We start from the raw sequence: 26,325 nt of genomic DNA, 5'->3' as shown, positions 1-26,325 counted from the left end.
ATGAAGGGCGGCACGTGGTGACCGGCCCCGGAAGGCCGCAAGGTGGAAGCGCACGCCATCTGACCAACGCCGGACGGCTTCATCGGCCCCCTCCCGGGTCACGACATGAAGGGGCCTGAGGGGATGGCGGCGGGGTCGAGGTTGGTTTCCAGCCAGGTCATGAACGCCTGGTAGCGGGCACTGACGCTGACTTGGACGACGGTTCCGTCGGGGGATTCGGTGGTGCGGCCGATGGCGTCGACGGCGAGCGGCATGGGCGTGGAGTCCACGTAGGGCAGTCCCAAGGCGGCGCTCAGGGTAAGGCCGTCGTGTTGGAGGGTGCCGGGGATCCGGAAGCCGCCGGATCCGGCGAACCAGCGGTCCAGGTGGGCGTGGAGCAGGTGGGCCCAGGGCGGTGCGTCCGGGGCGGCGAGGCGCCGGGTGACGGGGTGATCCGGGGTCACCTTGATGGCCGGCACGAAGGTGACCTCTGAGGTGACGAACTCCGGGGGCGGCAGCCGGCCTTCGGCGACGGCCGCGAACACCGCGTGCACCGCGGGGACGTCCAGGCGGAAGTTGTGCTCGGCGCGTTCCGGGTCGCGGTAGCGCAGGGCGCCGCCCATCTGGGTCACCCGTAGCCGCGCCGCGGCCTCCGGCGCCTCCTCGACCACCCGGGCGAGGTTCGTCATCGGCCCCATGCCGACCCAGCGGATCGGTCCCGGATGAGCCGCGGCGACCGCGCGCACCGCGCCGACGACGTCGGTCTTCTGGTCGGGGACGTCGGCCGGGACCAGGCTGTCCACGCAGTAGTACCGCGTTTCCCCCAAGCAGGCGCCCGCCACGACGGGCACTTCGTGCCTGCCGATGGCGTCCAGCAGGTGGCGGGCGAACCGGGCACGTTGTCGCGGCCCGTGATCTGGGCCCGTCTCGTCGGTGGTGACCACCAGTGCCAGGTCCGGGACACAGCGAGCGGCGATCGTCACCGCCAGCGCGTCGTCGGCGTCGCCACCGATGTCGGTGTCGATGATCAGTGGGATGCGGCGCAGTTCGTCGGAGCTCTCGTCGCGTGTGTCGCCCACGGTGTCCCTTCGGTGGAGCGGAACCGTCGATCATCCGGTTTAGCACGGCCCCAAGACACTGGTCCGCGTGCCGGTGCCTTCCTCTCCTCGGTGGAGGCACCGGCACGCGGGGGTTCAGGAGGCTTCGGCTGCTCTGGCAGAGGTGCGCTGCCAGGTGAGCGTGAAGGTGACGCCGGTGCGCGGGTGGGCGAGGGGTGCCCAGGAGTCGGCGAAGTGGTCGATCAGCGCAAGACCGCGCCCGTGCTGGGCCATGGGGGTGAGGGGACGGATGAAGGGAAGCGTCCCGCCGGCGGGACACCCTTCGTCGTCTACCTCGAAGGTTGCCCGGCGGCGGTCCAGCTTGATTGTCACCTTGAAGACGCCGCCGCGGCCGGAAGCCGAGTAGCGCAGACTGTTGGTCACCGCTTCCGACAGGCACAGGACGGCAGCGGCGGCCGTGTCGTCCGGGATGGCGTATCCGGAGTGGACGGCCATGACCTGGTCGGCCCAGATGCGAGCCTCGCGGACCCGCTCGGCCCATCCGGGGAATTCACGCGTATAGGACATCCCCATCACCGCCCCATGACGATGTACGAGCGCCGGCATTCGGTTTCGGACAGATAGGGGCGAACCGCCGCGCTCGGTGCCGTCGGAGATATCCCGATCGGGATTGCGTACCGATAATGCTCGTCTTCGTGGTCCTCGTCGATTTGTGCCGCTGGAGGACCGCAGAGCAGGGTTCCCCGACTTGACTCCGCCTCTTCCCTGAGGACAACATTGCGCGACGTTCGGGGTGACGATCCTCTAGACCTTGCACTCATGCGCACGAGAAAATCGATAAATGTCGATGCCAGGCAAGAGGCTATGCTGGACTGTCAAGTTGAAGAGCGACCCCCGATGGATAAATCTGGGAAACAAGTCCGCTAGGGAGACTTGTCGTGAGCTATGCACGCAACGACTGGCACAAGTCAAGCTACAGCGACGGCAACGGTGGCAACTGCATCGAAGTGGCTGAGGGCCGCACGACCTTCGTCCGCGACACACAGAACCGGGACCTCGCCACCCTCGCCTTCCCCTCCAGCGAGTGGCGGGCTCTGCTCGCCGAAATCGACGGGTTCTCGATCGATGATTGACAAGGCCTGGCACACGTCGAGTTACAGCGGTTCCAGCGGCTCTTGTGTCGAAGTGTCGGAAGGGTGCGTCACCCTCGTACGTGACAGTCAGAACCAGGAACGCGGTGCCCTGGCCTTCCCTGCGCGTGAATGGTGGGCGTTGATCGCCGACATCCGCGAGCTCAGCTGAAGGGATATATGAAGTGACCTGGCATAAGTCCAGCTACAGCGACGGCAACGGAGGCGACTGCGTCGAGGTCGCCGAAGGACGGACCATCTTCATGCGGGACACCCAGAACCGGGGCCTGGCCACCCTCGCCTTCCCCTTCGGCGAGTGGCGGGCTCTTCTCGACGACATCGACGCTCTCTGACAGCCGACGGGGGGGNNNGCCCCGCCGGTTCCTCACGGCTCCAGGGCCGCCCTGAGGTCCGCCACCAGGTCGTCGGCCGATTCGATGCCTACCGAGAGGCGGACCAGGTCCGCCGGGACCTCCAATGGGGAGCCGGCTGTCGAGGCGTGGGTCATGCGGCCCGGGTGTTCGATCAGCGACTCGACTCCGCCCAGCGACTCCCCCAGGGTGAAGACCCTGGTCTGCTCGCACACGCGCAGCGCTGCGGGCTCGCCGCCCGTCAGGCGGAAGGAGACCATGCCCCCGAAGGCGCGCATCTGGCGTTCGGCGACCTTGTGGCCCGGGTGGTCGGCGAGGCCCGGGTAGAAGACCTCCGCTACCGCGGGGTGGCCCTCCAGTTCCGCCACGATGCGCTCCGCGTTCGCGCTGTGCCGGTCCATCCGCACGCCCAGCGTCTTGATCCCCCGCAGGGTCAGCCACGCGTCGAACGGCCCCGCCACCGCGCCCATGGTGTTCTGGTGGAACGCCAGCCGCTCCCCCAGCTCAGGGTCGGCGACGACGAGGGCGCCGCCCACCACGTCGGAGTGCCCGCCCAGGTACTTGGTGGTGGAGTGGACGACGACGTCGGCGCCGAGCGGCAGCGGCTGCTGGAGGTAGGGCGAGGCGAAGGTGTTGTCGACCACGAGCAGCGCGCCCGCGTCGTGGGCGATCTCGGCCAGTGCCTCGATGTCGGTGATGTTCAGCAGCGGGTTGGTGGGGGTCTCGGTCCAGATCAGCGCGGTCTCGGGCCGCACCGCCGCGCGCACCGCGGCGAGGTCGGACTGCGGCACCGCCTCCCAGCGCACCCCCCACCGCTCCAGCACCTTGGCGAACAGCCGGAACGTGCCGCCGTAGGCGTCGCCGGGGATGATCACGTGGTCGCCGGGGTTGAGCACCGTGCGCAGCAGGGTGTCCTCGGCCGCCATGCCCGACGCGAACGCCAGCCCGCGGATCCCGGACTCCAGGGCCGCCAGGCACTCCTCCAGAGCGACGCGGGTGGGATTGGCGGTGCGGGAGTACTCGAACCCGCCGCGCAGGCCGCCGACACCGTCCTGGGCGTAGGTGCTCGTCTGGTAGATGGGGACAACGACCGCGCCCGTCTCGGCGTCGGCCTCCTGACCGGCGTGAATGGCCAGCGTCTCAAACCCGTCGAACGTCATGCGCCCCACACTAATGGCGTCGTTGAGGCCGACGGGTCGGTTCCCTTGACGGGCCCCGCGCCTCCCGGTCGCCCCTCCTCTCAGGTCGTCAGTGCGTCGATGTAGGTGTCCCAGTACGGGCCCGGGTCCACCGGGCGCACGCTCGCCCGCAGGCGCTCGGGGGTTCCCTCGGTGTAGAAGTCCGCGAGCGCCCGTGCGAGGTCGCCGGGGTCGCCCGGGGTGCACAGGAGGCCGTCGATGCCGTCGCGGACCTGGCCGGCCAGGGTGCCCGCTCGGGTGGCGATCACCGGGAGGCCGTGCTCGTGGGCGAGCCAGACGTTCTGCGTGGCGGTCGCCGACCGGTAGGGCAGGACGAGCGCGTCGGCGGCGCCGAACAGCTCCGGCAGGTCCGACGAGGCGACGTAGCCCTCGCGGAATTCCACCCGGTCGGCGATCCCCAGCTCGGCGGCGAGCGACCGCAGCCCCTCGGATCCGCCCCAGACCTCCCCGGCGACCGTCAGCGTGACCGAGGGCGGTGCTCCGGCGGCCAGCGCACGCAGAAGGACGTCGACCCCCTTGTAGGGACGCACGATGCCGAAGAAGAGCAGGTGGTCACGGACGGGTTCCCTTGCCGCCCCCTCGCTCCGGGCTCCCCCTCCCTTGGCGGCCCCTCCCATATCCGGCAGGTGGGGCGGCAGGGCCGCCGTGCGCACCTCCGTCCCGGTCCCCCGGACCAGGGCGCCGGCCAGGCGCGCCTGTGCCGGGGAGTGGGTGAGGACGGTGCCGACGCGGCGTAGGAGGGCCCGGGTGAGCGCCACGTCGACGGCGCGCCGCTCGTGCGGCAGCACGTTGTGGCAGAGGGCGACCGTGCGCGCCCGCCCCCCGACCCCGCCGAGGATCCCGAGGTAGGGCACCACCTGCACCGGCGAGAACACGGTCACGACCACCAGGTCGGCGCCGCGCCCCGCCCGCCGCCCGATGCGGTGCCACCCGTCGGGCCGGTACCACGCCAGGTCGTGCCGGGTGCCCGCGAACAGGTCGGCCTCGGGCACGTCGATGGTCTGCCGCCCCGGGTACAGGGCCGCCGGGTACTGCGCCCGCCAGGACTCGATGACGACGTCGTGGCCGCGCGCCGCAAGCCGGTGCGCGAGTTCGGTGGTGTGCCGCGCCCCGCCCCCCTTGTAGGGGTGGGCCGGGCCGATCAGCGTGATCCGCATCGCCGCCGCCCCTCCCCCCTCAGCTCCCGTTGCGTGATCGGACGATGAGGTCGGCCAGGAGCGCCATGGACGCCACCATCAGCCCGGTCATGAACAGCATGATCGTGTTGTTGGGTACGTAGAGCGGCTGGCGGACCATGTCGAACACGAATTTGCCCGCCCCGATCCCCAGCAGCCACAGGGCGAGCGGCATGAGCACGTTGAGCGGGTTGAAGTACATGACCATCCGCAGCACCTGGAGGATGTAGCGGTAGGCGTCGCGCACGAAGTGGAACTTGGACGTGCCCGCCCGCGTGGCGTAGTCGATGGGCGTGTAGTGCACCTGGTGCTGGTTGGACAGGAACGCCAGGGTGATGGTGGTGACGCAGGAGAACCCGGGTGGCAGCAGGCGCAGGTAGGGCAGGGACACCTCGCGGCGGAACGCCCGCAGCCCGGAGTTGAGGTCGGGGATGCGGGTATTGGTCAGCCGCTCGGCGAGTTTGCGGATCAGCCACTTGGTGGGGACGCGGAGCAGCTTGTGCGAGCCGGCCTCGTGCGTGCGGGCGCCCACGACCTGGTCGATGTCGGGGTTCTCGTCGAGCAGGGCCACCAGGTCGGGGATCCGCTCGTTGGGGTAGCTCATGTCGGCGTCGGTCCACACGACGATCTCGCCGCGCGCCCGCTGGGTGCCGATCCGGCGCACCGTGCCGGCCCCGCCGTTGTGCCCGAAGGCGATGACGCGCAGGTGCGGGTGGCCGGGCTCGGCGCTGCGCAGCCGGAGCAGGGTGTCGTCGGTGGAGGCGTCGTCGACGGCCAGCAGCTCGTAGGCGTGCCCGGAGGCGTCCATCGCGGCGCAGATCCGCTCGACCTCCTGGACCACGTGGTCCTGCTCGTTGTAGCAGGGCAGCACGATGCTGACGTGGGGGCGCGGTTCCTGCGCCCCGTCGGGTGACTGGGGTGTCTCGTTCACGGTGGGCTCACGGGGTAGCGGGGTCGTGGGGTGGGGTCGTGGGCCGCCGTTGTGGGGTGGGGTGGCGGCCCATGGTCAGGACAGCACGGCGATCCACACGTCGCCGGTGAAGGGCCAGGAGCCGGCCGGCGGCTCCATGAGTGTGCTCATATCCTGGTCGCTCTGCACGTCGAAGGGGTGGGAGACCGCTTTGACCGACGGCTCGGCCGCGAAGATCGCGTCGGGCTCCGACGCCGCGAGGACGGGCGTGCGGCCCCGCTCCTCGATCTCGCCGACGACCCGCTGGACGTCGGCGACGGTGTCGGTGCCGGACACGGCGGCGGTCGGCACCCCGCAGACCCCGCGGATGAGCGGCATGTAGGCGTAGTAGAGGCCGTCGACGATGACGACGCTCGCGTCGTCCGGGATCTCGCGGCACAGCGCCTCGGCGCCGCGGATGCTGCCCACATCGGAACGGTAGGTCATCACCCCGGCGGCGGTGATCGCGGTGGGCGCCAGGAGCACGGCGGAGCAGAACGCCGCCGCCCCTGCCGCGGCCCACGGCCCCGGTGCGGGCCGGATCTCGCGCAGGCGCCGGATGAGCCAGGCCGCGAACCAGACCGCGAACAGCACGAACGCGGGCAGCACCAGGACCACCAGGCGGCGGGCGGCCCACGGGTGGTCGGGGGTGATGGCGGGGCGGGCGAGGGTGGTGGCGACCGTCCAGATGAACACCATCGCGGGCAGCACCCACTGGGGGTCGCGGCGCTGGAGGATCCGGCGCACCACGAGGGCCACGCCGAGGGTGGCGAAGAGCACCGTGCCCAGCCCCAGGTACCACCCGACCCAGTACAGGCTCATCTCGTCGTAGGTGCGGTCGGGGTCGACCGGCAGCCCTTCGGCCTGCTGCACCTGCCCGACGAAGACGCCGGTGGCGTCGTCACCGTGGCCGCGCGCGACGTAGACCAGGGGCCGGGCCGCCAGGGCCGCCACCACCGCGATCGACAGCAGGGCCGCGGCGGTGGGCAGCCACCCGGGCCGGTCCGTGCGCGGCACGCCGCGGCGCCACAGGACGGCGGTCAGGACGGCGGTCAGGACGACCACGCCCGCGCTGAGCAGCAGCAGGGGGTCCAGCGACGCCGACAGGTAGTCGAGGTAGGGGGCCGAGAGCCCGAAGCCCGCGGTGAACCCGTAGCCCAGCCCCACCGCCAGCCCGGCGAGCAGCGGGACCGCCTGGCCGCGGCGGGCCAGGAGCAGCAGGCCGATGAAGGCGACCACGGGCAGCAGGTCGCGGATGGCGTCGATGCGCACCACCAGGCCGAGCCCGAACACGAGCCCGGCGGCGGCCGACAGCGCGTGCGGCGCGCCCCAGCGCCCGCGCAGGTCCGTCCGCGTCGACAGCGCGTCGTAGGCGAGCACGAGCGCGCCCAGCAGGAGCACCTGCGCGAGGGGTTCGCTGTAGGTGGACCGGCTCACCCACTGCTCGGGCAGGCAGACCGCCAGCAGCAGCGCCGCGAGCGGGGCCCACCGCGCCCCGATCAGCCGCGCGGCCAGCCCGGCGAAGGTGAGCACGCCCAGCGCGCCCAGCAGGGGCGGGACGACGACCATACCGGTCAGCCCGCCGATCCAGTAGCCGATGGACAGCACGAGCGGCGCGCCCGCGAGGAACTGCGGCCAGACGACGTCGCCGACCTGGTAGAAGGCGAGGCTGCCGTAGATCAGCGCCGGGTCGTCGCCGGCGATCAGGTCGCGCTGCTGCGGGATGGGCAGCGACCCGTTCTGCGCGATCCACGCGGTGAACTGGGCGTAGGAGGACGGGTCGCGCCGGATCACCAGCGCCTCGGCGTGGTAGGCGACCTGGACCGCCGCGAACGCGAGGGTGATCAGCGCCGTGGCCGCGAGAGGCCACCACGGGACGTCCTCCTCGGGCAGGTCCGGCAGCAGCCGGGGCAGCAGCACGACCGCCGCCGCCACCGCCGGGATCCCGGCCAGCGCCCCGGCGAGCGGCGTGAACAGGCCGAGGAGCAGCAGCGGGAACGCCACCAGCAGCCACGCGCCCAAGGCGATGGCCGGCAGGGCGGTGACGCGGGCGAAGAGGCGTCCGGGGCTCGGGGGCATGGCGGAAAGTGTCTCTATCGGGGGCTGTGATCGGCGTGAAGGAGGCGGCTGCACGGTGTCGCGTCGCCGCCACGCTCCGGTGACGCCACCCGGCCGAACCTACCGAAGCCCACAGCGGCGCACCACCGAACTCGGGGATAACGGGCCGTGACGGCCGGACCCCACCCCCCTCCGTCGCCTCGGCGCGGGCGCCGGGAAGCCCGCCGTGAACCATCCGCCCGGATGAGCCGTGTGTTCGTCGGAGTCCGATTGATCCCGTGGAGGCCCTTGTGCCCCCGGGAACACGGCCCGGTACCGCCGCTGCGGCCTTCCCCGGCCGCTCTGGCCGCAGCGGCGGTACCGGACAGACGGGGTAACCTGGGCCGACCCGCCCGAATCGGCGGGCGGTGCCGCCGGCCCGAACCGGCGCGGTGAGGAAGGAGCGGCGGTGCCCGCGAAGACCCCTGGGGACCTGTGGCGGTCGGCCGTCGCCGCCGACCCCGCGCGCCCCTTCGTCACGGCCTACGACGCCGCGGGCGGCCGGGTGGAGCTGTCGTTCGCGACCTTCGACAACTGGGTGGCCAAGACGGCGAACATGATCGTCGACGGCCTGGCCGCCGAACCCGGGGCGAAGATCGCGCTGGCGCTGCCGGTGCACTGGCAGGGCTTCGTCTGGCTGATCGCCTCCTGGACCGCCGGGCTGAACGTGATCCCCGCCACGGTCGCGACCCTCGGTGAGGACGACCCCGACATCGTGGTCACCGGCCCCGACGGCATGGACGCCGCGCTCGCCAGCGGGGCTGAAGAAGTGGTCGCCACCTCGCTGCATCCGCTGGGTGCCCCGCTGCCGACCTGCCCTCCTTCGGTCCTGGACTACACGGTGGAGGTCCGCGGGTACGGCGACCGGTTCGTACCTGGTGCCCCGGTCGACCCGGACGCCGCGGCACTGTCGTCGTATCCCGGCACCTACAGCGGAGCCGATCTCGCAGCCCGTGCAGAGGACCGATTTGCGAAGTCGGAGCTGACATCCACTGATCGCGTGGCTATCATCACCGATGAATCGGAAGCCCTTGCCGTCCTGGGATCGGACCTCTCCGATCTCCTGTGCCCCGTGGCCGGTGGCCTCCCTCTGGTCCTCAGCCACGAAAGGGATTCGGCCCGCCTGCAATCCCAGCTCCGCATGGAGCGCGTCACCGCGTACGTGGGCCTGGAGGATCGCTTCTTCGAGATCCCGAGCGGTATCCGCCATCTTCCCTGACCTCCGTCCGTTTGGTGCCCGATGCCCAGAAATCGTTCCTCCCGAGGCTCTGCCAAGGCGCGCGCGGCGCGGACGAACCTGTCGCGCGGCGGCTGGGCCGCCGTCATCACGACCGGGCTCGTCATTTGCAGCAGCCTGACGGCCTACGGCGCCTACTACGACATCTACGGCAACATCAGCCAGCAGAGCATCGACACCGACGCCTTCGGCGACCGCCCGAGCCGAGTCGACGGCGCGCTGAACATCATGGTGATCGGCTCCGACGTCCGCACGGGCGAGAACGCCGACCTCGGCGGCGAGGCCGAGGGCGAGCGCCCCGACTCGCTGATCATCGCCCACGTCTCGCCCGACCGCGGCAGCGCCACCCTCATCAACCTGCCGCGCGACACCATGGTCGACCTGCCCGGCTGCCCGGCCACCGACGACGGCGAGTACCAGGGCATGGACGCCCAGCGCGGCATGATCAACTCCGCCATGACGTTCGGCGGCGTGCAGTGCCAGTGGGCCGTGGTGGAGCAGATCACCGGGATCCACATCGACCACTTCGTCAGTGTGGACTTCACCGGCTTCCGCGACATCGTCGACTCCATCGGCGGGGTGGAGATGTGCATCCCCGAGCCCATTGACGACGACAAGGCGCACCTCCAGCTCGACGCCGGCCAGCAGACCCTCAACGGCACCGATGCGCTGGGCTACATGCGCTCCCGCTACGGCCAGGGCGACGGCAGCGACACCTCGCGGATCGGCCGCCAGCAGGAGTTCCTGGGCGCCATGTTCAGCCAGGTCATGAGCGGCGAGATCCTGCGCAGCCCGACCAACCTCTACGACTTCCTGGGGTCGGTGACCAACACGATCACCACCGACGACGAGCTCACGGTCGACACCATGGCCGACATCGCCATCGCCATGCGCGAGGTCGACATGTCCGACGTCAAGTTCGTCACCGCCCCCAACGGCGCCGACCCGACCGACGAGAACCGGCTGGTCCTCAGCGAGCCCGACGCCGGCGAGCTGTTCCAGGCCATCGCCGCCGACGAAGCGCTCCCCGGCGAAGAGGAAGAGGAGTCCAGCGGCGGCGACGGCGGGGGCGGCTCGGACTCCGGCGGCGACGAGGAGCCGAGTGTCGGCCCCGGCGACGTCAGCGTCGACATCCGCAACGGCACCGGGGTCACCGGCGCCGCCGACCAGGTCGGCACGGTCCTGGCCAACGAGGGCTTCCAGGTCGCCGACACCGGCAACCCCGACCGCCCGGTCCCGGCGACCACCACCGTCTACTACGCCCCCGGCCAGGAGGCCCACGCCCAGGCGCTGGCCGACAAGCTGGAGGTCGGCACCACCGAGGAGGACCCCGCTCTGGCCGGCCCCGCGGTCGAGCTGGTGATGGCCGCCGACTGGGCGGGCGTCAAGATCAGCGGCGGAAACGGCGGGACCGACAGCACCAGCGCGGCCGACGCCCGGTCCGAGTGCTGACCGCCCCCTGAGCCCCCGGGCCCGCCCGCCGCGCGGGCCCGGACACGTGAGAACCGCCCCGCGCCTCCGGTGCGGGGCGGTTCTCGTATGCGGGGCTAGGCCGAGACCGCGCCGCGCAGGTCGAGCGGCTCGGGCACCTTGCCGTGCACGATCAGGTCGGCCCACATGTCGCAGACCCGGCGCAGGGCGTAGTTCCCGTTGATCTCCGCCTGGGCGGCCCGGCGCGCGGCGTCGAAGCGGCCCTCGGTGACGATCGTGTGGATCGCGTCGGCCATGGCCGCGGTGTCCTCGTGCAGCCAGCGCGCCGAGTAGATCGTGTCGGCGCCCGGCCAGGCCAGCACCGCGGGCACACCGCCCGATGCGGCGCACTCGGCGGGGGCCAGGTGGAAGCTCTCGTCGTCGCTGGTGGAGAGCATGAACCCGACCCTGCGCAGCCAGGCGGGGACGTCGGGCCCGAACCCGTCGAAGACGACCCCGTCGGCGAGCAGGTCACTGCGCTGGATGCGCCGGTAGGTGCGCTCGTAGTATTCGCGCTCCTCGGGCCGGTTCCAGATCCACCAGTAGTCCCAGGGCTGCTTGGACTTGACCGCGAGGGTGTAGCGGGGGTCGCGGCGGCGCAGCTCCGCCAGCACGTCCAAGCCGCGGTCCAGGCGCTTGCGCGAGGGCGCGATCCCGATCATGCCGAGCGTGAACTCCGCGCCGGGCAGTTTCGGCCGGTCGAGCTGGGCGTCGTCGACCCAGTTGGGCAGGACGATGACCTTGTCGGCGGGCCACCCGGCGAGTTCGCGCGTGAGCGAGGCGTAGTAGGGGCTGACGCAGATCACCGCGTCGACCTTGTCGATGTCGAGCTTGCGCGGCCACTCCGCGTACAGCTCGAACCGGTGCAGCCGCACCACCAGGCGCTGGCCGGGGCGCTTGTTCTGCGAGTAGAACAGGGCGTTGGGCCCGCACCACTCGCAGATGACGACGTCGGCCCAGGCGGCGAGCTCCTTGCTGCGGTACTGGTCGTGGGCGCGCAGCGACTCCCACTCGTCCAGCCGCACGTCCAGCCCGGGCAGCGACATCAGGAAGTCGGCGAGCCGGGTGAAGAACTTCAGGTCGTGCCCTGCGATGACGACCTTCAGCGGGCGCTCGGGGTCGGTGCCCGAGGGGGCCGACGGGCAGGCCGCGGTGAGGTACTCGCGCAGCCGGGCCGCCGCGCGCTCCAGGGAGAAGCGCTCCGACGCCCGACGGCACCGCTCGGCGGCCTCGCGGTAGATGTCGGGTTCGGCGGCGAGGGTGAGGGTGTCGGCGACGGAGTCCAGGTCCTGGCCCGCGTAGAGCGGGTAGTCGGCGCCGAGCAGCTCCTCGTGCATCGGGGTGCGGTTGAGCACCACCGGCAGCCCCAGTGCCCCCAGCTCCAGCACCTTCGTCGACAGCTCCAGGCTGGCGTCCATCTCGGGGTCGCGCCAGGACAGGCCGACGTCGCAGGCGGCGGACAGGCGCAGCGCCTCGGCGCGCGGCTTGCCGCCGTGCCAGACGACATCGGGGGTCGACTCCAGCGCCCGCGTCATGCGCCGGGCCCATTCGGCGGAGTCGCGGTGCACCTTGTCGCCGATCATGTGCAGCTCGGCGGCGACCCCGCGCGCGGCCAGCGCCGCCGGCAGCTCGGTCATCTCCAGGGTGTTCCAGCGCTGGGCGAACTTCCCGGTGTAGACGAGCTTGAGCGGGGTGTGCGGCGTGCCCTCGCCGGCGACGCCCTCGGGCGTGACCACGACCGGCGGGAACAGCACGCTCTTGCCGCACGCCGCCGGGATGAACGCCTCCAGGAAGCCGCGCAGCTCCTCGGTCTGGCACAGCAGGTAGCGCGAGGCCACCGCGATGTCGGTGAGCTCGGAGGCGGCGGTGGAGGTCATCTCGGCGACGTTCTGCGGCACGTCGGTGAGGTAGGTCCACAGCCGGCCGGTCAGCTGCTCGGCCTGCGCCGCGACGCCCGCCAGCCGGCTGCCGCGCACGACCACCAGGTCGTAGCGGCGCTCGGTGTCGAGCCGGGTCATCAGGGAGACCGCCTGGTCGGGGGTGAGCCCTCGCGGGCCCAGGTCCGCCAGCAGCCGCTCCTCGTAGGGGCGGCGCACCGTGACGTGCTCGGTGTCGAGCAGCGGCGCCACCAGCCGGTCGGTGGTCACCGGGGCCTTCAGCAGCAGCGTGACATCGCATCCGGCGGCGGCCAGCCCCTGGGTCATGGACTGGGCCCAGATGGCCGACCCGTCGATGATGTTGAGGTCGACGTCGCCGTAGACGAGCGCCCGTAGCCGTGTTCCGTCGCCCTGCACGCTCATGCTCCCCGCCCGCTCGTGTCGGCCGCGATGCGGTGCCGCCCCGTCGCCGGGAGCGGCGTTCCCCCGCCGCCCTCCGGCCCTGCCTGAGTGTCCGCTCGGTGGTTGGTCACGTGCTTCCCTTCGAAACCGATCCGCCGGGGCCACACCCCGGGGGACGTGCGCGCTGCCGCCGCGTCGCGGCGCACCGGCGGCAGCGCTCGATTGTCACGGCTGAACATTGGGCGCGGTCCGCGCGTGGTCGGCGGGCTCGCGGTGGTCGCCGACCGGGCCGAGCGCGAGGAGCCGCGCACCGTGCCGGTTCCACACGCCCGGCTGGATGCCGCGGGCGAGCAGCTCGCGGCGGGCCAGGTGGGGCTGGATGGCGCTGACGAACACGTACTCCTGGTCGGCGATGGCCCGGTCGACCGGGTCGCCTTCCGGGGCGCCGTCGCCGCGCCAGGCGGAGATCGCCGGGCCCACGGCGTCGGCCCCCGAGCACTCGGCGGCGCACAGCAGGTCGGCGAGGAACGCCTCGCCCCGGGACCCCCGCCACAGGGCCGCCCACGGCGCTGTGGCGGCCTGCGCCAGCCGCGCCCAGTCGGCGGGTCCCGGGGCGGCGACGGCGGCCATGCCGTCGGCGATGCGCAGCGGGAGCCCGTGCGAGCGCAGCCGCTCGACGCCGGCGAAGTGCGCGGCGGCCTCGGGCACGACCACCTCCACGGGCGCGTGCACCTGGCCGAGGACGTCGCCCGCCAGCGCCAGCGAGGCGTTGTCGTCGGCCGGGCAGGCGACGATGGCGCTCTCGCGGCCGCGCAGCGGCAGGGACGCGCTGCCCGATCCGGGCGCGAACGCGACCTTGCCGAGGATCTCGGCGAGCCGGACCGGCGTGGCGTCGGTGAGGAACACCGAGCGCAGCGCGAGCCGCAGCTCCTCCGCGGTGAGCTGGCCGGACTCGCGCATCCGGGCCAGCTCGCGGGCGGCGTCGCCCGAGCGCAGCGCCCCGGCGTCGGCCGGGACCGAGTGCAGCGACGGCCCGCCGGCCGGGTTGCGGCCGGTGCGGCGGTCGCCGATCAGCAGCGCCCGCGCGCCGCACACCAGCGCGCGGTCGGCGAGCCCGGCGTCGTCGACGACGACCCCCGTGGCCGCGCGCAGGACGCCGGGCAGGTCGTCCCAGCGGGGGTCGAGGCGGCGGACGCCGTCGAGGGTCTCCACCAGGCGGTGGACGACCGGGCCTTCGTGGCCGGCCGACGGCAGGTAGGCGGGCTCGGGCTCGCGCTCGGGCTCGGCCGCGATCGGGTTGAAGCGGTGCAGCGGCACCCCGGTGTCGCCCTCGTGGATGTGGTCGAAGGCGAGGGTGCGCAGCGCCGGGGGCGCGGGGGCGTCGGCGAGCAGGACGGTGGGGGTGCCGCGGCCGGCCGCGGACTCCACGACCCAGTTGAGGGTCCGGGTGCGGTCGGCCACCGCCGGGTCGCCCGCGTGCGCCCACAGCGAGCCGGGGGCGGTCGCGGAGGCGGCGACGCACACGACGTCGACGTCCACCGAGTCGAGGACCACCTGTGCGTCCTGCGGGCGCAGGGGGATCACCCGCACGTAGGGCTCCAGGGCCGCCTGCACCTCGGGGGAGAGGACGCCGGCCACGACGAGCTTGTCCTCGCGCACCCCGATGGTGCCCGAGAGCAGCCGCGCCTCCTGCCGCTCGGCGTCGTAGGAGCGCACCGGCTCGCTGCGGCGCCGGCGGCCGGTGCCCTGGGCGCTGGTGCCGCTGCGGCGCCATAGCCGGAACAGGTCGCGGGGCAGCTTGATGAGGCCGCGCCCGGGCCGTTTGGCGGCGGCGGTCAGCGCGCGCCCGACCTGGAGGGAGGTCGACCCTTCCAGGGCGGCCAGACGGGTCTGCGCCTCTTGGAGCTGGGCCTCCCGCTCGGAGAGGGCCTGCCGTAGCTGTTCGGTCTGGCTCTGTTCACGCCGTTTCACAGCAACATTCCTACCTTGCGGGGTTGAACGGGGTCCGGCGACGCGGCGGAGCGGCGTGAAAACCTCACCGGTCCGCCAGGATGGTGGCGATGCGCTCCCCGGCGTGCCCGTCCCACAGCGGGGGCACGTCGGCGATGGCGGGCGTGCCGGGGGTCTCCCCGGCGAGGATCTTGGAGACCAGCCCGGGCAGCTCGGAGTCGACCACCAGCCGGTTGGTCCCGTGGGTGATGGTCACCGGGCGCTCGGTGTTGGGGCGCAGGGTCAGGCAGGGCACGCCGAGGATGGTGGTCTCCTCCTGCACGCCGCCGGAGTCGGTGACCACGGCCGTGGACCCGCGCACCAGGGTGACGAAGTCGATGTAGCCCAGCGGCTCCAGTAGCCGCATCCGCGGGTGGTCGGCCAGCCCGGCCTTCTCGAACGCGGCGGCGCCGCGCGGGTGCACCGGCATGACGACGTCGACCTGGTCGGCGACCTCGTGCAGGCGTGCGGCGAGCCGGGCGACGGTGGCGGGGTCGTCGACGTTGGCGGGGCGGTGCAGCGTGGCGGCCACGTACTTCGCCGGCAGCTCCAACTGGGAGCGCAGGGCCGCGACGTCGAACCGGTCGAGGTTGCCGAGCAGGGTGTCGATCATCGGGTTGCCCACGAGGTGGATCCGGTCGACGTCGACGCCCTCGTGCGCCAGGTGGCCGACGGCCTCGGGGCTGGTGGCGAAGAGGATGTCGGAGAGCTGGTCGGTGACGCGGCGGTTGACCTCCTCGGGCATGCTCCAGTCGAAGGAGCGCAGCCCGGCCTCGACGTGGGCCACGGGGATGTGCAGCTTGGCGGCGACCAGCCCGGCGGCGAGGGTGGAGTTCACGTCGCCGTAGACGATGACCAGGCCGGGCGCCCGCTCGGTGAACTCGCGTTCGAGGCCGACCATGAGGGCGGCGGTCTGCTCGGCGTGCGATCCGGACCCCACGCCCAGGTCCACATCGGGCCGCGGCAGGCCCAGTTCGCGGAAGAAGACCGCGGACATGCGGTCGTCGTAGTGCTGGCCGGTGTGCACGACGGCCTGGCGGACCCCCCTGGCCTCCAGTGCGGCCACCACCGGGGCGGCCTTCACGAAGTTGGGGCGGGCCCCGACGATGTGCACGATCTCGGCCTCAGGCGCTGCCCCGGAGGCGGCGGATGCGGGCCGGCGCTCGGCCGATGCTGACGACATCTTCTTCCCTTCGCATGAACCGACGTGCGATCACGACCCGTGCAAGACGCCGTGGCGTCACCGGACGGCCACCCTGACGTGGTTGGATACCCGACCGTGCGCAACATCGTGAAAGCGGCTTCCTTCACCACCACTCTGACCTGGCGGCATCTGCGGGCGCAGCCGGCGCGGCTGCCACTGCTGGGCCTGCGGCTGCTCCCGGGCCGGGTGCGCGCCGGGGCGCGGGGCGCCCTGGGCCGCGCGGGGGCGCTGCCCCGTGCGTACGCGCTGTGGGACGCCGGGCACCGCACGGAGACCCTGGAGGCGGTCCGCAGCGCTGCCCATGGCGCCTCCCCTCGTCACCTGGCCCGTCTGACCGCGTTCTCGCTGGCCATCGAGCAGCCCGCGATCGCCGGAGAACTCCTGGAACGACTGCCCCGAGATCGGCGCCGGACACATCTGGAGCACCGGCTCGCGCTCACGACGGGTCGCGCGGTCCCCGAGGAAGCGCCTGGCCAGTGGCACGCCATTACCGTAACGCCGGGGGAGAGAACGAAGCGCTACGAGGCGATGAACGATCGGATATCCGGCGGCGGTCCGCTGCGGGTACTGCACCTGGTCACCAACGCGCTGCCGCTGACCAACGCCGGCTACACGCAGCGGACGCACCGCATCGCCCTGGGCCAGCGCGCGGCCGGGCTGGACCCCCACGTGGTGACCCGCCTCGGGTACCCGATGACCATCGGCGTGCCCGACACCCGCACGCGGGTGGAGGTCGACGGCATCCCCTACCACCGGCTGCTGCCGTGGACCGCCCCGGCGGGGCCGGAGCAGGAGCTGCGCGCCGGGCTGCGCCTGGCGAGCGCCCTGGTGGAGCGGGTCCGCCCCGATGTGCTGCACGCGGCGAGCAACCACCGCAACGCGCACCTGGCCCTGGAGCTGGGGCGGCGCTTCGGCCTGCCGGTGGTCTACGAGGTGCGCGGGTTCCTGGAGGAGTCCTGGTTGTCGCGGGACCCCTCGCGCAGCACCTCCGACGCCTACTACACCGCCGAGCGCGAGCGGGAGACCGCCTGCATGCTGGCGGCCGACGCGGTGGTGACGCTGGGGGCGACCATGCGCGCCGACATCGTCGCGCGCGGGGTGGCGGCCGAGAAGGTCGTGGTGGTGCCCAACGCGGTCGACGAGGCGTTCCTGGAGCCGCTGCCCGACGGCGCGGGGATCCGCCGCGAGCTGGGGATCGGCCCCGGCGACCTCGTGGCGGGGACGACCACGAGCTGCTACGGCTACGAGGGCCTGGACACGCTGGTGGACGCGGTGGCGGAGCTGCGCCGGCGCGGGGTCGCGGCCCACGCGCTGATCGTCGGCGACGGCCCGGAGCTGGGGGCGCTGCGCCGCCGCGCCGAGGAGGCCGGGCTCGCGGGGGCCGCGCACTTCCCCGGCCGGGTGCCGGCCGACCAGGTGCGCCGCTACCACGCGGCGCTGGACGTGTTCGCGGTGCCGCGGCGCGACGAGCGCGTGAGCCGGCTGGTCACCCCGCTCAAGCCGGTGGAGGCCATGGCGGGCGGGCTGCCGGTGGTGGCCTCCGATGTCGAGGCGCTGCGGGAGATCGTCCGGCCCGGGGTCACGGGCGACCTGGTGCCGCCCGGCGACGCCGCCGCCCTGGCGGCGTGCCTGGAGAAGCTGGGGGCGAGCCCCGACATGCGGGCGGACTACGGGCGCGCGGCGCGCGAGCAGGTGGGCGCCGACCGGACGTGGACGGCGGCGGCGCACCGCTATCTGGACGCCTACACGGCGCTGCTCCAGGGCCGCCCGGCGGCGGGCTGAACGGCACGGGAGCGGCGGCTCGGGGCGGAGCGGGCGGGCCGGGGCACGGCGGGCGGGCCCGCCGTCCGGCCGTATTCCCGCCACCGCGTATTCACCGGCCGATCACCGCACGCGGACCTGAATGTGATCTCGGGGGAACAGAAGGCGTTTGCCGGGGATGGAACGGCACTTTCACCGGTGGTGGCGGGCCGCGGAGCGGAATCGCGCCCGATCGTCCGGTGTGATCGGGGAGGCCACCGGAACCGGAAGTGGCCGGTGAGTTAATTCCTCCACAAGGATCGGAAATGATCGCCCATTAGCCCTGAATCGGGGCTTACAGTCGAAAAACGCGATGGGACCGCGCCGTCGCAGGTCGAACGGCCGCCGGCGGTGAACCGGCGGTGAACACGAGCGCGCGCCCTACCGCGTCGGCAGGGGTCGAGCACCCCTATTGCGAAGACTGTCCGGAGCAGGCCATAACCGCGGAGCCGCACCGGCTGCGGCAACTGAGAACACCACTCGGGCGTCCAGTTCACGCGGAAAGTCTGTTCCTCGATCGATTTCCCACACCCGAGCCATGAATCACGAGGGGGAACCCCTGTGGACGTCGTCACCTCAACCACCGATCTGGTCGTCGTCGGCCTGGGTTACGTCGGTCTACCGCTGGCCCAGGAGGCGTCCCGTTCCGGGCTGCGCGTGACCGGGCTCGATGTCAGCTCCCGGGTCGTCGACGGTCTCACCTCGGGCACCTCGCACGTCGACGACCTCAGCGGCGACGATCTCGCCGAGATGCGCGCCGCCGGCTTCACGGCCACCACCGACCCCGCTGTGCTGGGCTCGGCCCGCACGATCGTGATCTGCGTGCCCACGCCGCTGTCCGCCGAGGGCGGCCCCGACCTGGGCGCCGTCACCTCCGCGGCCCGCTCCATCGCCGGGCACCTGCGGCCGGGCACGCTCGTGGTGCTGGAGTCCACGACCTACCCGGGCACCACCGAGGAGGTCGTGCGGCCGATCCTGGAGGAGTCCGGCCTGGTCGCCGGCGCCGACTTCCACCTGGCGTTCTCGCCCGAGCGCATCGACCCGGGCAACACCGCGTTCGGCGTGGCCAACACCCCCAAGGTGGTGGGCGGCCTGACCGACCGCTGCGGCGAGCTGGCCGCGGAGTTCTACGGCAAGTTCGTCGGCGAGGTCGTCAAGGCGCGGGGCACCCGCGAGGCCGAGATGGCCAAGCTGCTGGAGAACACCTACCGGCACGTCAACATCGCCCTGGTCAACGAGATGGCGATCTTCTGCCGCGAGCTGGACGTCGACCTGTGGGACGCCATCGCCTGCGCGGCGACCAAGCCGTTCGGCTTCCAGGCGTTCTACCCCGGGCCGGGCGTGGGCGGGCACTGCATCCCGATCGACCCGAACTACCTCTCCTACAAGGTCAAGACGCTGGGCTACCCGTTCCGGTTCGTCGAGCTGGCCCAGGAGATCAACAACCGCATGCCCGCCTACGTGCTCCAGCGCGCCCAGGAGCTGCTGAACGACGCCGGGCTGGCGCTGTCGCGGTCCAAGGTGCTGCTGCTGGGCGTGACCTACAAGGCCAACATCGCCGACCAGCGCGAATCGCCCGCCCGCCCGGTGGCGCGCAAGCTCGCCGAGAAGGGCGCCACGCTGGTCTACCACGACCCGCGGGTGGCGGAGTGGTCGGTCAACGGCACCGACGTGCCGCGGATCGACGACCTGGAGCAGGCGCTCCAGGAGGCCGACCTCACGGTCCTGCTCACCGACCACAGCGACTACCGGCCCAAGCTGCTCGCCGAGCACGCCCGGCTGCTGCTGGACACCCGGGGCGTGATGCGCCGGGCCGACGGCGCGGCGCCGGTTCCGGGCGCGGAGCGCCGCATCACCGCGCCCATCACCCGCGAGGGCGTCGAGGTCCTTTGAGCAGTTCCGGCGCTCCGTAGGGAGTGCCGGATCAACCCACCCGTCACCGCGAGGCGTCGAGGTCCTTTGACCCGCTGACCGCGGTCCGGCGATTTACCCGCGACCGCCGTGGCCCAAGGGGCCGCGGCGGTCGGCCTTTGCCCGGAATCCGGCGATCCGACCTCTGGATTCACCGGGAGAACCCCCTTCCGTCACTCGCTGATTCACCTGATGTTTCCGGAAGCATTTACCGTCCTGTCCAGGCCATATGCCGTCATTCGGCCAAACTGGGACGTAGTAGTCGGAAGTGGGTGAAACTGCACATGCACGCTCTCGTCGCGACGGTGGTCCACCACCCCGAGGACGCGCGCATCCTGCACCGCCAGATCCGCGCCCTCCTCGACGCCGGACACACCGTCACCTACGTCGCACCCTTCCGTGAGCGCGGCGTGACGCCCTGGCCCGAGCTCAACGTGGTCGACGTGCCCCGGGCGGCCGGCCGGCGGCGCCTGCGCGCGCTGCGCGCCGCCCGCGCCGCACTGGCCGAGCACGCCCCGGACGCCGACGTGCTCCTCTTCCACGACCCCGAGCTGATGCTGGCGCTCCCGCGCAAGCGGCCCGTGACCATCTGGGACGTGCACGAGGACGCCGCCGCCGCGCTGCTCACCAAGCCGTGGCTGCCCAAGGCGCTGCGCCGCCCGCTCGCGCCGATCGTGCGCGGCTTCGAGCGCCGCGCCGAGAAGCACATGCACCTGCTGCTGGCCGAAGAGGGCTACCGGGACCGCTTCGAGTACGGCCACCCCGTGGTCCCCAACACCACCTACGTTCCCGAGCAGCCGGCCCGCCGCCCCGGCACCGACCGGGTCGTCTACCTCGGCCACCTCTCCACCGCCCGCGGCGCCCGCGAGCTGGTCGAGCTGGGCCGGATCCTCCAGCCGCACGGCGTGAAGGTGGAGGTCATCGGCGCCGCCGACGGCGAGACCAAGCCGCTGCTGCGCGAAGCCCAGCAGGAAGGGGCGGTCCGCTGGTACGGGTTCGTCCCCAACGACCAGGCGCTGCGGATGATCAGCGGGGCGCTGGCCGGTGTCAGCCTGCTCCACGACACCCCGAACTACCGGCACTCCATGCCGACCAAGGTGATCGAGTACATGGCCCACGGGCTGCCCGTCATCACCTCGCCCACCCCGGTGGCGGCCCGGCTGGTCAACGGGCGCCCCGAGGGCGACTCCGGCCTGGTCGTGCCCTACGGCGACGCAGCGGCGGCGGCCGACGCCGTCCTGCGGCTGCGCTCGGACCCGCCGCTGCGCAACCGGCTGGCCCAGGCCGGGCACGCCATCGCACGGTCGGCCTACCACTGGCCCACGCAGGCCACGCAGTTCGTCCAGCAGCTCGAGGAGTGGGCCCAGGCCGCCCGGGGCAGCGAGGCCGAGGGCGTGGCCGGGGTGCGGCTGCCGCGCCAGATGCCGACGGGCCCCGCGGGGACGCCCCAGCGCACGCAGGGGCCTTTCCCGCTGGTGGGCCCCGCCACATCCGAGCGCTGACCCGGGGCCGCCGGACCGGCGCCCCGGGCCGTGCGGCCGGCGGGTCAGATGATCGGCGGGCGCCCGATGCGGGTCATGCGCCAGGCGGTCCGCCACGAGATGGGCGCGCGCGGACCGGGGTCCTCGCGCCAGCCCTCGCGGAAGCCCTGGAACCAGGCGCGCAGCGCGGAGCGGGACCGCTCGCGCAGCAGCGTGATCCCCACCCACGTGCCCAGGTAGGCGACGACGAGCGGCCACGGCAGGTTGCGCCGCGCCAGCCAGACCCGGTTGCGGGCGTTGAGCCGGTAGAAGTCGGCGTGGCGGGTGGGGGCGACGGCCGGGTGGTACATGACGGCGTCGGCGTCGTATTCGATCTCGTACCCGGAGTCGAGGATCCGCCAGGCGAGGTCGGTCTCCTCGTGGGCGTAGAAGAACCCGCCGGGCAGCCCGCCGCCCTTCTCGAAGGCCTCGCGGCGGATCGCGCAGGCGCCGCCCAGGAAGGTCGTGACCCGGCTGGAGCGCTGCGGGTCGCCGGCGCGCAGCCGCGGCACGTGCCGGCGCTGGTCGGGGCCGCCGTCGGGGTCGGCGATGCGGAAGGACAGCGCGCCCAGGGCGGGTTCGCCGGTGAAGCGGGCGACGACGTGGTGGGCGAGGTCACGCGAGCGGTACCAGCCGTCGTCGTCCAGGAACAGGATGATGTCGCCGGTGGCCGCCTTGACCCCGTGGTTGCGGCCTTCGGGGATACCGACGTTCTCGGGCAGCCGCACGGTGACGACGCCGTCGGGCAGTTCCGGGAGGTCGGCGCCGTTGCCCACGACGATGACCTCGACGTCGGCGTCCTCCTGCTCGAAGACGCTGGTGATGGCGCGGCGCAGCTCGGCGGGGCGGTTTCCCATGGTGAGCAGCACGCAGGAGATCTTCAGCCGCTGCGCGCCGCTGAGGGTCGCCGCATGCTCGGCGTGCTCGGAGGCACCGGGGTCGCCGGTCGCGCCGGAGAGCCGGGTGTCCGTGCCCTGCGGCTCGGTCGCGGGCAGATCCGGGGATACGGGACTGGTCATGAGCACCGTTCAAACGTGGCGACGGAATGGACGGGAGTCGACGATCGCATGTCCAGGCTAACGGAAGCATAAACCCGCGTTTGCGAACGCCACGGCCCGGGGAAGCGGTGCGGTCCCCGTTGCAAGGGACCGGCACCGCTGATGTTCGTGCGGTGTGCCGGACGGCGGGCGCTACTCCAGGCGCCGCGAGGCCAGCACGCTGACCAGGTGCAGCACGGTCTGGAGCGCCGCGACGGCCACGCACACGACCACGAGCGCCTGCGTGGCGAGCAGGTCGCCGCGCACGGCGTCGACGACCGCGACGGCCGCGACGATGATGGACAGCTCCACGGCCTGGATGATGCGGTGGAACCGCAGCGCCGCCGCCGCCTTGCGGGCCAGGCCCAGCCCCGCGGAGCGCGGCGCCATGGCGGAGTCGGCGATCTTCTCGGGCAGCCCCGCCTTGGCGCGGGCGACCACCACGTTGTCGGTCTCGACCTTGATCAGCGCGGCGCCCAGGGCGGCGGCCATCCCCGCGATCACCCAGCCGCCGGCCGCGAACTCCCCTTGGGCGCGGATACCGAGCCCGATCAGCAGGGCGATCTCGGAGAGGTAGTGGCCGATGCGGTCGAGGTAGATGCCCGCGACGCTGGTGCGGCCGGTGTAGCGGGCCACCTCGCCGTCGGAGCAGTCCAGCAGCAGGTAGATCTGGATGAGCACGAGGGCGAGCAGCGCCGACCACAGGCCGCCGAATGCCAGGACCACCCCGGACAGCACGCCGAACGCCATCATGAGGTAGGTGATGGGGTTCGGCGCGACGCCGAGGCGGATGAACACCGCGCTCACGTAGGGGGAGATGTCGCGCATGTAGAGGCGGCCGGCCCAGTGCTCCTCGTTGACGCGCTCCTTGATGCCCTCGGGCTGGCCTCCCGCGCGGACCTCAGCGACCGACGGTCTTGACATATTCACCGACACTCCGCCGAATCTCGTCCTCGGATAGGGCAAGGTGCTCCAGGACCGTGTACCGGCCCGGGCGGGTCTCGGGCGCGTAGACCACGGCCCGCGCGAACTGGTCGTCGTCGAGGCCGATCTCGGCGGGGACCACGGGCAGCTCGTGGCGGAGTAGGCAGGCGCGGATGTCCTGCATGGTGGCCTCGCCCTCGCCCCGGTAGCGGTTGCGCAGGTAGAACGCGAAGAGGGCGCCCACTCCGGCCAGCTCGCCGTGGTTGCTCACGCCGGGGTAGAGGTGGGTGATGGCGTGCAGGATCTCGTGGCAGGCTCCGCTCGCCGGGCGGCTGGAGCCGGCCACCGACATCGCCATGCCCGACAGCACCAGCGCCTCGGCCAGCACGGTCAGGAACTCCTCGGACTCGATGGAGTCGGGCCGGTGCAGCACGGCCGCCGCGGCGACCCGGGCGAAGGTGACGGCCATGCCGTCGACCGGCTCGCCCTGCTCGCGGCCTGCCAGCTCCCAGTCGGCGATGGCCGACAGGTTGCTGACGACGTCGCCGATCCCGGACCGGACCAGGCGCTGCGGGGCGGCCTGGACGTAGTCGACGTCGATGACCACGGCGATCGGCATGGAGACCCCGTAGGAGCCCTTGCCGCTCTCGTGCTCCAGCGACGCGGTCGGCGAGGCGATGCCGTCGTGGGCCAGGTTGGTGGCCACCGCGACCATGGGGATGCCCGCCATGGAGGCGGCGAACTTGGTGACGTCGATCGTCTTGCCGCCGCCGATGCCGGCCACGGCCTCGTAGGCGCCGGAGCGCAGCTTCTTGCCCAGCTCCGTCGCGACGTCGACGCTGCCGCCCTCGACCCGGAACACCTCGCAGTTGGGCAGGTCGAGGTCGGCGCCGATCTGGGCGCCCTGCCCCGGGCCCACCGCGACGGCGATGCGGCCCTCGGTGGCGATCCGCCGGTCGGCCAGCACCGATCCCAGGGAGGAGATGGCGCCGCGCCGGACGTCGATCGTCAGGGGGGAAGGGAGCATGCGGGCTAGTAGCGGCATGCGATCTCCCGAGCGCGGTTCAGGTCGTCGTGGTTGTCCACCTCGACCCAGTCGACCTTGCCGATCGGGGCGACGGCGACCTTGCCGCCGCGGTTCACCAGCTCCTGGTAGCCGTCCTCGTAGTACAGCTGGGGGTCGCGCTCCCAGGTGGCCTTCAGCGCGTCGGCGAGGCGGTCGGCCAGGGTGCCCTCGATGAGGGTGGCGCCGATGTACTCGCCCGCGGCGGTGGCGGGGTCCATGAGCTTGGTGATGGTGGCCAGGTGCCCGGAGGCGTCCAGGGTCACCTTCATCTCCTCGTCCGCCAGCGTTTTGGCGTCGTCCACCGCGAGGAGCAGTTCCGGTCCCCGTGCGGCGAGTAGCGTTTCCTCGACGCTGACCGGGTGGACGGTGTCGCCGTTGACCAGCAGCACGCCCTCGGAGAAGTACTCGCGGGCGGTCCACAGGGAGTAGGCGTTGTTCCACTCCTCGGCCTTGTCGTTGTAGGCCAGGGTGAGCTTGACGCCGTGGCGGCTCTCCAGGAGCTCCTTGCGCTCCTCGACCGCCTCGGACTTGTATCCCACGACGACCACGACGTCGGTCAGTCCGACCGCGGCGAGGTTGCGCAGGGAGATGTCCATGATGGTGGTGTCACCATCGACCGGCACCAGTGCCTTGGGCAGGGTGTCGGTGTACGGGCGCAGTCGGCGGCCCGCTCCCGCGGCAAGTACCATCCCGAGCATGTAGGCGCCTTCCTCCTTAGGTCGTGGAGGCGTCCATGCCTCCCCGTTCGTTTCGCGGCGGGCCCTCGTAGGGTGTGACCGGGGTCGCCGACCAGCTCGCCGTGGTCTCCCAGACGAGCAGGACCACGAGGTGGCCGGTGAGCACACCGTAGGTGAACGGCAGCCAGCCCAGCGCGCCGCCGAGGGCGACGAGCAGCATCCGGCCGTCCCATCCGAGCATGGCCCGGACGGCCCAGCCGGGCGGACGGGTCCCGCACCGTGCCCGGTGGACGGTGTCGCGGTGGTGCAGCACGACCGCTGTCAAGAGTACGAAGACCAGCGGGCCCGGTACGCCCGATCCATAGCCGAGCGCGAGTAGGTAAAGGTACTCCGTTCCGCGAAGGACCGGCGGGACCATCCAATCAAACCGTCCGTCGTGCGGATGCCCTGAAGCCACCCCCGAGAGCAGGAGGGCCGCAACCGGTGCGAACAGGGTAATGCCTGACGCGTGGCCGATCCCGGCCACCAGGAGGACGCCCGTGACCATCGCCCCGGCCAGCGCGGGCAGCAACGGCGGCAGCGCACCGGGGGCGAACCGGCCCAGACCGGTACTCAAGTGACCATCATCACGGAGAAAACGCAGGTCAGGACGGTGCGTGTCGGGGTCCGATCGGGGCGCGCCCATGCTCTACCTCGCGGCGTCTCGGGCCGGCTGCTCGGTGAGCTCCCGGGTGATGGCGATGGCGCAACCGACGATCAGTGCGATAAACGTCACCCGGGCGTCCCAAATCGTTATCGTCAGCGCCACCACAGTGAGGCGTCCGGCCTGGGGGAAGGACAGCGCCGTGCGTACCCACGGCGGCGCCGGAGGCGCTGATCTCCGGTCGCGCCCGCCTCCTCGCTCCGCTCCGACGGCCCCGCGCGAGGACCTTCGGCCGGGTGCGGCGCCGCCTCCGCTCGCCTGTCCGCCCACCCCGCCGGTCTCCCGCGCGGCGCGCACGCTGCGGATGGCGCGCAGCCGCCCCTCTTCCCACTCGGCGCTGATGCGGCTCGCGGGCACGGTGCGGATGCGGATCGGGTCGCTGCGGCCGCCGATACCGGGCGGCGGCGCACCCGGGTCCGCCGGACGGCTGGGGCCCGGCTCCGGTGCGCGCGGCTCCGGAGCGGGTGTGCCGAACAGCTCGGCGGTCAGGGAGGGGTCGCTGGGGGTGCGGTCGGGGCGGCCGGGGTCGACGGCGTCGATGGGCGACCCG

General features: G+C 72.6%; 22 protein-coding genes. 8 read left to right on the top strand and 14 right to left on the bottom strand.

The window, feature by feature from the left end; translation table 11 throughout:
* Nucleotides 1–98: 98 nt before the first annotated feature.
* Both ACFOVU_RS14215 and ACFOVU_RS14210 read right to left on the bottom strand, forming a co-directional pair.
* Nucleotides 99–1,058, bottom strand: a complete 960-nt coding sequence (locus tag ACFOVU_RS14215; protein WP_378533730.1) for a nucleoside hydrolase — start codon at nucleotides 1,056–1,058, stop codon at nucleotides 99–101.
* Between the two features lie 114 nt (nucleotides 1,059–1,172).
* Nucleotides 1,173–1,610, bottom strand: coding sequence for an ATP-binding protein (locus ACFOVU_RS14210; RefSeq protein ID WP_378533728.1), 438 nt, complete (start codon nucleotides 1,608–1,610; stop codon nucleotides 1,173–1,175).
* Between the two features lie 365 nt (nucleotides 1,611–1,975).
* Here ACFOVU_RS14210 and ACFOVU_RS14205 point away from each other — a divergent pair, with 365 nt between their 5' ends.
* From ACFOVU_RS14205 to ACFOVU_RS14195, 3 genes are read left to right on the top strand one after another with little or no spacing between them, the layout of a single operon-like run.
* Nucleotides 1,976–2,170 (top strand): DUF397 domain-containing protein, encoded by a 195-nt coding sequence (locus tag ACFOVU_RS14205; protein WP_378533726.1) that lies wholly within the window; start codon nucleotides 1,976–1,978, stop codon nucleotides 2,168–2,170.
* On the top strand, nucleotides 2,163–2,339 hold the full coding sequence (locus tag ACFOVU_RS14200; protein WP_378533724.1) for a DUF397 domain-containing protein: 177 nt from the start codon (nucleotides 2,163–2,165) through the stop codon (nucleotides 2,337–2,339). The genes ACFOVU_RS14205 and ACFOVU_RS14200 overlap by 8 nt, the downstream gene beginning before the upstream one ends.
* Nucleotides 2,340–2,352: 13 nt before the next feature.
* Nucleotides 2,353–2,520 (top strand): DUF397 domain-containing protein, encoded by a 168-nt coding sequence (locus tag ACFOVU_RS14195; protein WP_378533722.1) that lies wholly within the window; start codon nucleotides 2,353–2,355, stop codon nucleotides 2,518–2,520.
* A 32-nt stretch (nucleotides 2,521–2,552) separates the two neighbouring features.
* On the opposite strand, the gene ACFOVU_RS14190 is transcribed toward ACFOVU_RS14195, so the two are convergent.
* From ACFOVU_RS14190 to ACFOVU_RS14175, 4 genes are all read right to left on the bottom strand, one after another.
* Nucleotides 2,553–3,698, bottom strand: a complete 1,146-nt coding sequence (locus ACFOVU_RS14190; RefSeq protein ID WP_378533720.1) for a cystathionine gamma-synthase — start codon at nucleotides 3,696–3,698, stop codon at nucleotides 2,553–2,555.
* A gap of 80 nt (nucleotides 3,699–3,778) precedes the next feature.
* Nucleotides 3,779–4,894 carry a glycosyltransferase family 4 protein gene (locus ACFOVU_RS14185; RefSeq protein WP_378533718.1) on the bottom strand — a complete coding sequence of 372 codons (1,116 nt, stop codon included), beginning with the start codon at nucleotides 4,892–4,894 and terminating at the stop codon, nucleotides 3,779–3,781.
* Between the two features lie 19 nt (nucleotides 4,895–4,913).
* Entirely contained in the window at nucleotides 4,914–5,843 is a 930-nt protein-coding gene (locus tag ACFOVU_RS14180; RefSeq protein WP_378533716.1) for a glycosyltransferase family 2 protein, read from the bottom strand.
* 75 nt (nucleotides 5,844–5,918) lie between these two features.
* The gene (locus tag ACFOVU_RS14175) at nucleotides 5,919–7,940 is read right to left on the bottom strand and encodes a hypothetical protein (RefSeq protein ID WP_378533714.1); all 2,022 of its coding nucleotides are present in this window, start codon (nucleotides 7,938–7,940) and stop codon (nucleotides 5,919–5,921) included.
* Nucleotides 7,941–8,367: 427 nt separating this feature from the next.
* Here ACFOVU_RS14175 and ACFOVU_RS14170 point away from each other — a divergent pair, with 427 nt between their 5' ends.
* Entirely contained in the window at nucleotides 8,368–9,177 is an 810-nt protein-coding gene (locus tag ACFOVU_RS14170; RefSeq protein WP_378533712.1) for a TIGR03089 family protein, read from the top strand.
* 21 nt (nucleotides 9,178–9,198) lie between these two features.
* The gene (locus tag ACFOVU_RS14165; protein ID WP_378533711.1) at nucleotides 9,199–10,647 is read left to right on the top strand and encodes an LCP family protein; all 1,449 of its coding nucleotides are present in this window, start codon (nucleotides 9,199–9,201) and stop codon (nucleotides 10,645–10,647) included.
* Nucleotides 10,648–10,742: 95 nt separating this feature from the next.
* Here the strand turns inward: ACFOVU_RS14165 and ACFOVU_RS14160 are convergent, their stop codons facing one another.
* From ACFOVU_RS14160 to wecB, 3 genes are all read right to left on the bottom strand, one after another.
* Entirely contained in the window at nucleotides 10,743–12,965 is a 2,223-nt protein-coding gene (locus ACFOVU_RS14160; RefSeq protein ID WP_378533709.1) for a glycosyltransferase, read from the bottom strand.
* Nucleotides 12,966–13,169: 204 nt separating this feature from the next.
* Nucleotides 13,170–14,915, bottom strand: a complete 1,746-nt coding sequence (locus ACFOVU_RS14155; protein WP_378533707.1) for a hypothetical protein — start codon at nucleotides 14,913–14,915, stop codon at nucleotides 13,170–13,172.
* 64 nt (nucleotides 14,916–14,979) lie between these two features.
* The gene (wecB, locus tag ACFOVU_RS14150) at nucleotides 14,980–16,047 is read right to left on the bottom strand and encodes a non-hydrolyzing UDP-N-acetylglucosamine 2-epimerase (RefSeq protein ID WP_378534053.1); all 1,068 of its coding nucleotides are present in this window, start codon (nucleotides 16,045–16,047) and stop codon (nucleotides 14,980–14,982) included.
* A gap of 165 nt (nucleotides 16,048–16,212) precedes the next feature.
* On the opposite strand from wecB, the gene ACFOVU_RS14145 reads away from it, so the two are divergent.
* The 3 genes from ACFOVU_RS14145 (at nucleotide 16,213) to ACFOVU_RS14135 (ending at nucleotide 21,350) form a co-directional block, all read left to right on the top strand.
* Nucleotides 16,213–17,919, top strand: coding sequence for a glycosyltransferase family 4 protein (locus ACFOVU_RS14145; RefSeq protein WP_378533705.1), 1,707 nt, complete (start codon nucleotides 16,213–16,215; stop codon nucleotides 17,917–17,919).
* A 579-nt stretch (nucleotides 17,920–18,498) separates the two neighbouring features.
* Complete coding sequence (locus tag ACFOVU_RS14140) at nucleotides 18,499–19,830, top strand: nucleotide sugar dehydrogenase (RefSeq protein WP_378533703.1); 1,332 nt, start codon at nucleotides 18,499–18,501, stop codon at nucleotides 19,828–19,830.
* A gap of 302 nt (nucleotides 19,831–20,132) precedes the next feature.
* Nucleotides 20,133–21,350: a glycosyltransferase family 4 protein gene (locus tag ACFOVU_RS14135; protein ID WP_378533702.1), complete on the top strand. Its 1,218-nt coding sequence runs from the start codon at nucleotides 20,133–20,135 to the stop codon at nucleotides 21,348–21,350.
* Between the two features lie 44 nt (nucleotides 21,351–21,394).
* On the opposite strand, the gene ACFOVU_RS14130 is transcribed toward ACFOVU_RS14135, so the two are convergent.
* The 5 genes from ACFOVU_RS14130 to ACFOVU_RS14110 all read right to left on the bottom strand — a co-directional run bounded on the left by ACFOVU_RS14130 (nucleotide 21,395) and on the right by ACFOVU_RS14110 (nucleotide 25,757).
* Nucleotides 21,395–22,225: a glycosyltransferase family 2 protein gene (locus ACFOVU_RS14130; protein ID WP_378534051.1), complete on the bottom strand. Its 831-nt coding sequence runs from the start codon at nucleotides 22,223–22,225 to the stop codon at nucleotides 21,395–21,397.
* Between the two features lie 333 nt (nucleotides 22,226–22,558).
* Entirely contained in the window at nucleotides 22,559–23,329 is a 771-nt protein-coding gene (locus tag ACFOVU_RS14125; RefSeq protein WP_378534049.1) for a CDP-alcohol phosphatidyltransferase family protein, read from the bottom strand.
* Entirely contained in the window at nucleotides 23,307–24,356 is a 1,050-nt protein-coding gene (locus tag ACFOVU_RS14120; RefSeq protein WP_378533700.1) for an iron-containing alcohol dehydrogenase family protein, read from the bottom strand. The genes ACFOVU_RS14125 and ACFOVU_RS14120 overlap by 23 nt, the downstream gene beginning before the upstream one ends.
* 5 nt (nucleotides 24,357–24,361) lie before the next feature.
* Nucleotides 24,362–25,093, bottom strand: a complete 732-nt coding sequence (locus ACFOVU_RS14115; protein ID WP_378533698.1) for a phosphocholine cytidylyltransferase family protein — start codon at nucleotides 25,091–25,093, stop codon at nucleotides 24,362–24,364.
* Between the two features lie 16 nt (nucleotides 25,094–25,109).
* Nucleotides 25,110–25,757 (bottom strand): DUF5941 domain-containing protein, encoded by a 648-nt coding sequence (locus tag ACFOVU_RS14110; protein WP_378533696.1) that lies wholly within the window; start codon nucleotides 25,755–25,757, stop codon nucleotides 25,110–25,112.
* Between the last annotated feature and the right edge of the window lie 568 nt (nucleotides 25,758–26,325).

The organism is Nocardiopsis sediminis (assembly GCF_042650565.1).
Classification (GTDB): domain Bacteria; phylum Actinomycetota; class Actinomycetes; order Streptosporangiales; family Streptosporangiaceae; genus Nocardiopsis_B; species Nocardiopsis_B sediminis.
The sequence above is the reverse complement of the archived record's forward strand: the minus strand, read 5'-3'. Positions and strand labels throughout refer to the sequence as shown.

What these genes read in the sequence shown, in the direction of transcription:
- ACFOVU_RS14210 (WP_378533728.1), bottom strand. Translation starts at nt 1,610, where the DNA reads ATGGGGATGTCCTATACGCGTGAATTCCCCGGATGGGCCGAGCGGGTC.
- ACFOVU_RS14160 (WP_378533709.1), bottom strand. Translation starts at nt 12,965, where the DNA reads ATGAGCGTGCAGGGCGACGGAACACGGCTACGGGCGCTCGTCTACGGC.
- ACFOVU_RS14185 (WP_378533718.1), bottom strand. Translation starts at nt 4,894, where the DNA reads ATGCGGATCACGCTGATCGGCCCGGCCCACCCCTACAAGGGGGGCGGG.
- ACFOVU_RS14110 (WP_378533696.1), bottom strand. Translation starts at nt 25,757, where the DNA reads ATGGGCGCGCCCCGATCGGACCCCGACACGCACCGTCCTGACCTGCGT.
- ACFOVU_RS14190 (WP_378533720.1), bottom strand. Translation starts at nt 3,698, where the DNA reads ATGACGTTCGACGGGTTTGAGACGCTGGCCATTCACGCCGGTCAGGAG.
- ACFOVU_RS14165 (WP_378533711.1), top strand. Translation starts at nt 9,199, where the DNA reads ATGCCCAGAAATCGTTCCTCCCGAGGCTCTGCCAAGGCGCGCGCGGCG.
- ACFOVU_RS14120 (WP_378533700.1), bottom strand. Translation starts at nt 24,356, where the DNA reads ATGCTCCCTTCCCCCCTGACGATCGACGTCCGGCGCGGCGCCATCTCC.
- ACFOVU_RS14175 (WP_378533714.1), bottom strand. Translation starts at nt 7,940, where the DNA reads ATGCCCCCGAGCCCCGGACGCCTCTTCGCCCGCGTCACCGCCCTGCCG.
- ACFOVU_RS14200 (WP_378533724.1), top strand. Translation starts at nt 2,163, where the DNA reads ATGATTGACAAGGCCTGGCACACGTCGAGTTACAGCGGTTCCAGCGGC.
- ACFOVU_RS14125 (WP_378534049.1), bottom strand. Translation starts at nt 23,329, where the DNA reads ATGTCAAGACCGTCGGTCGCTGAGGTCCGCGCGGGAGGCCAGCCCGAG.
- ACFOVU_RS14135 (WP_378533702.1), top strand. Translation starts at nt 20,133, where the DNA reads ATGCACGCTCTCGTCGCGACGGTGGTCCACCACCCCGAGGACGCGCGC.
- ACFOVU_RS14115 (WP_378533698.1), bottom strand. Translation starts at nt 25,093, where the DNA reads ATGCTCGGGATGGTACTTGCCGCGGGAGCGGGCCGCCGACTGCGCCCG.
- ACFOVU_RS14130 (WP_378534051.1), bottom strand. Translation starts at nt 22,225, where the DNA reads ATGGGAAACCGCCCCGCCGAGCTGCGCCGCGCCATCACCAGCGTCTTC.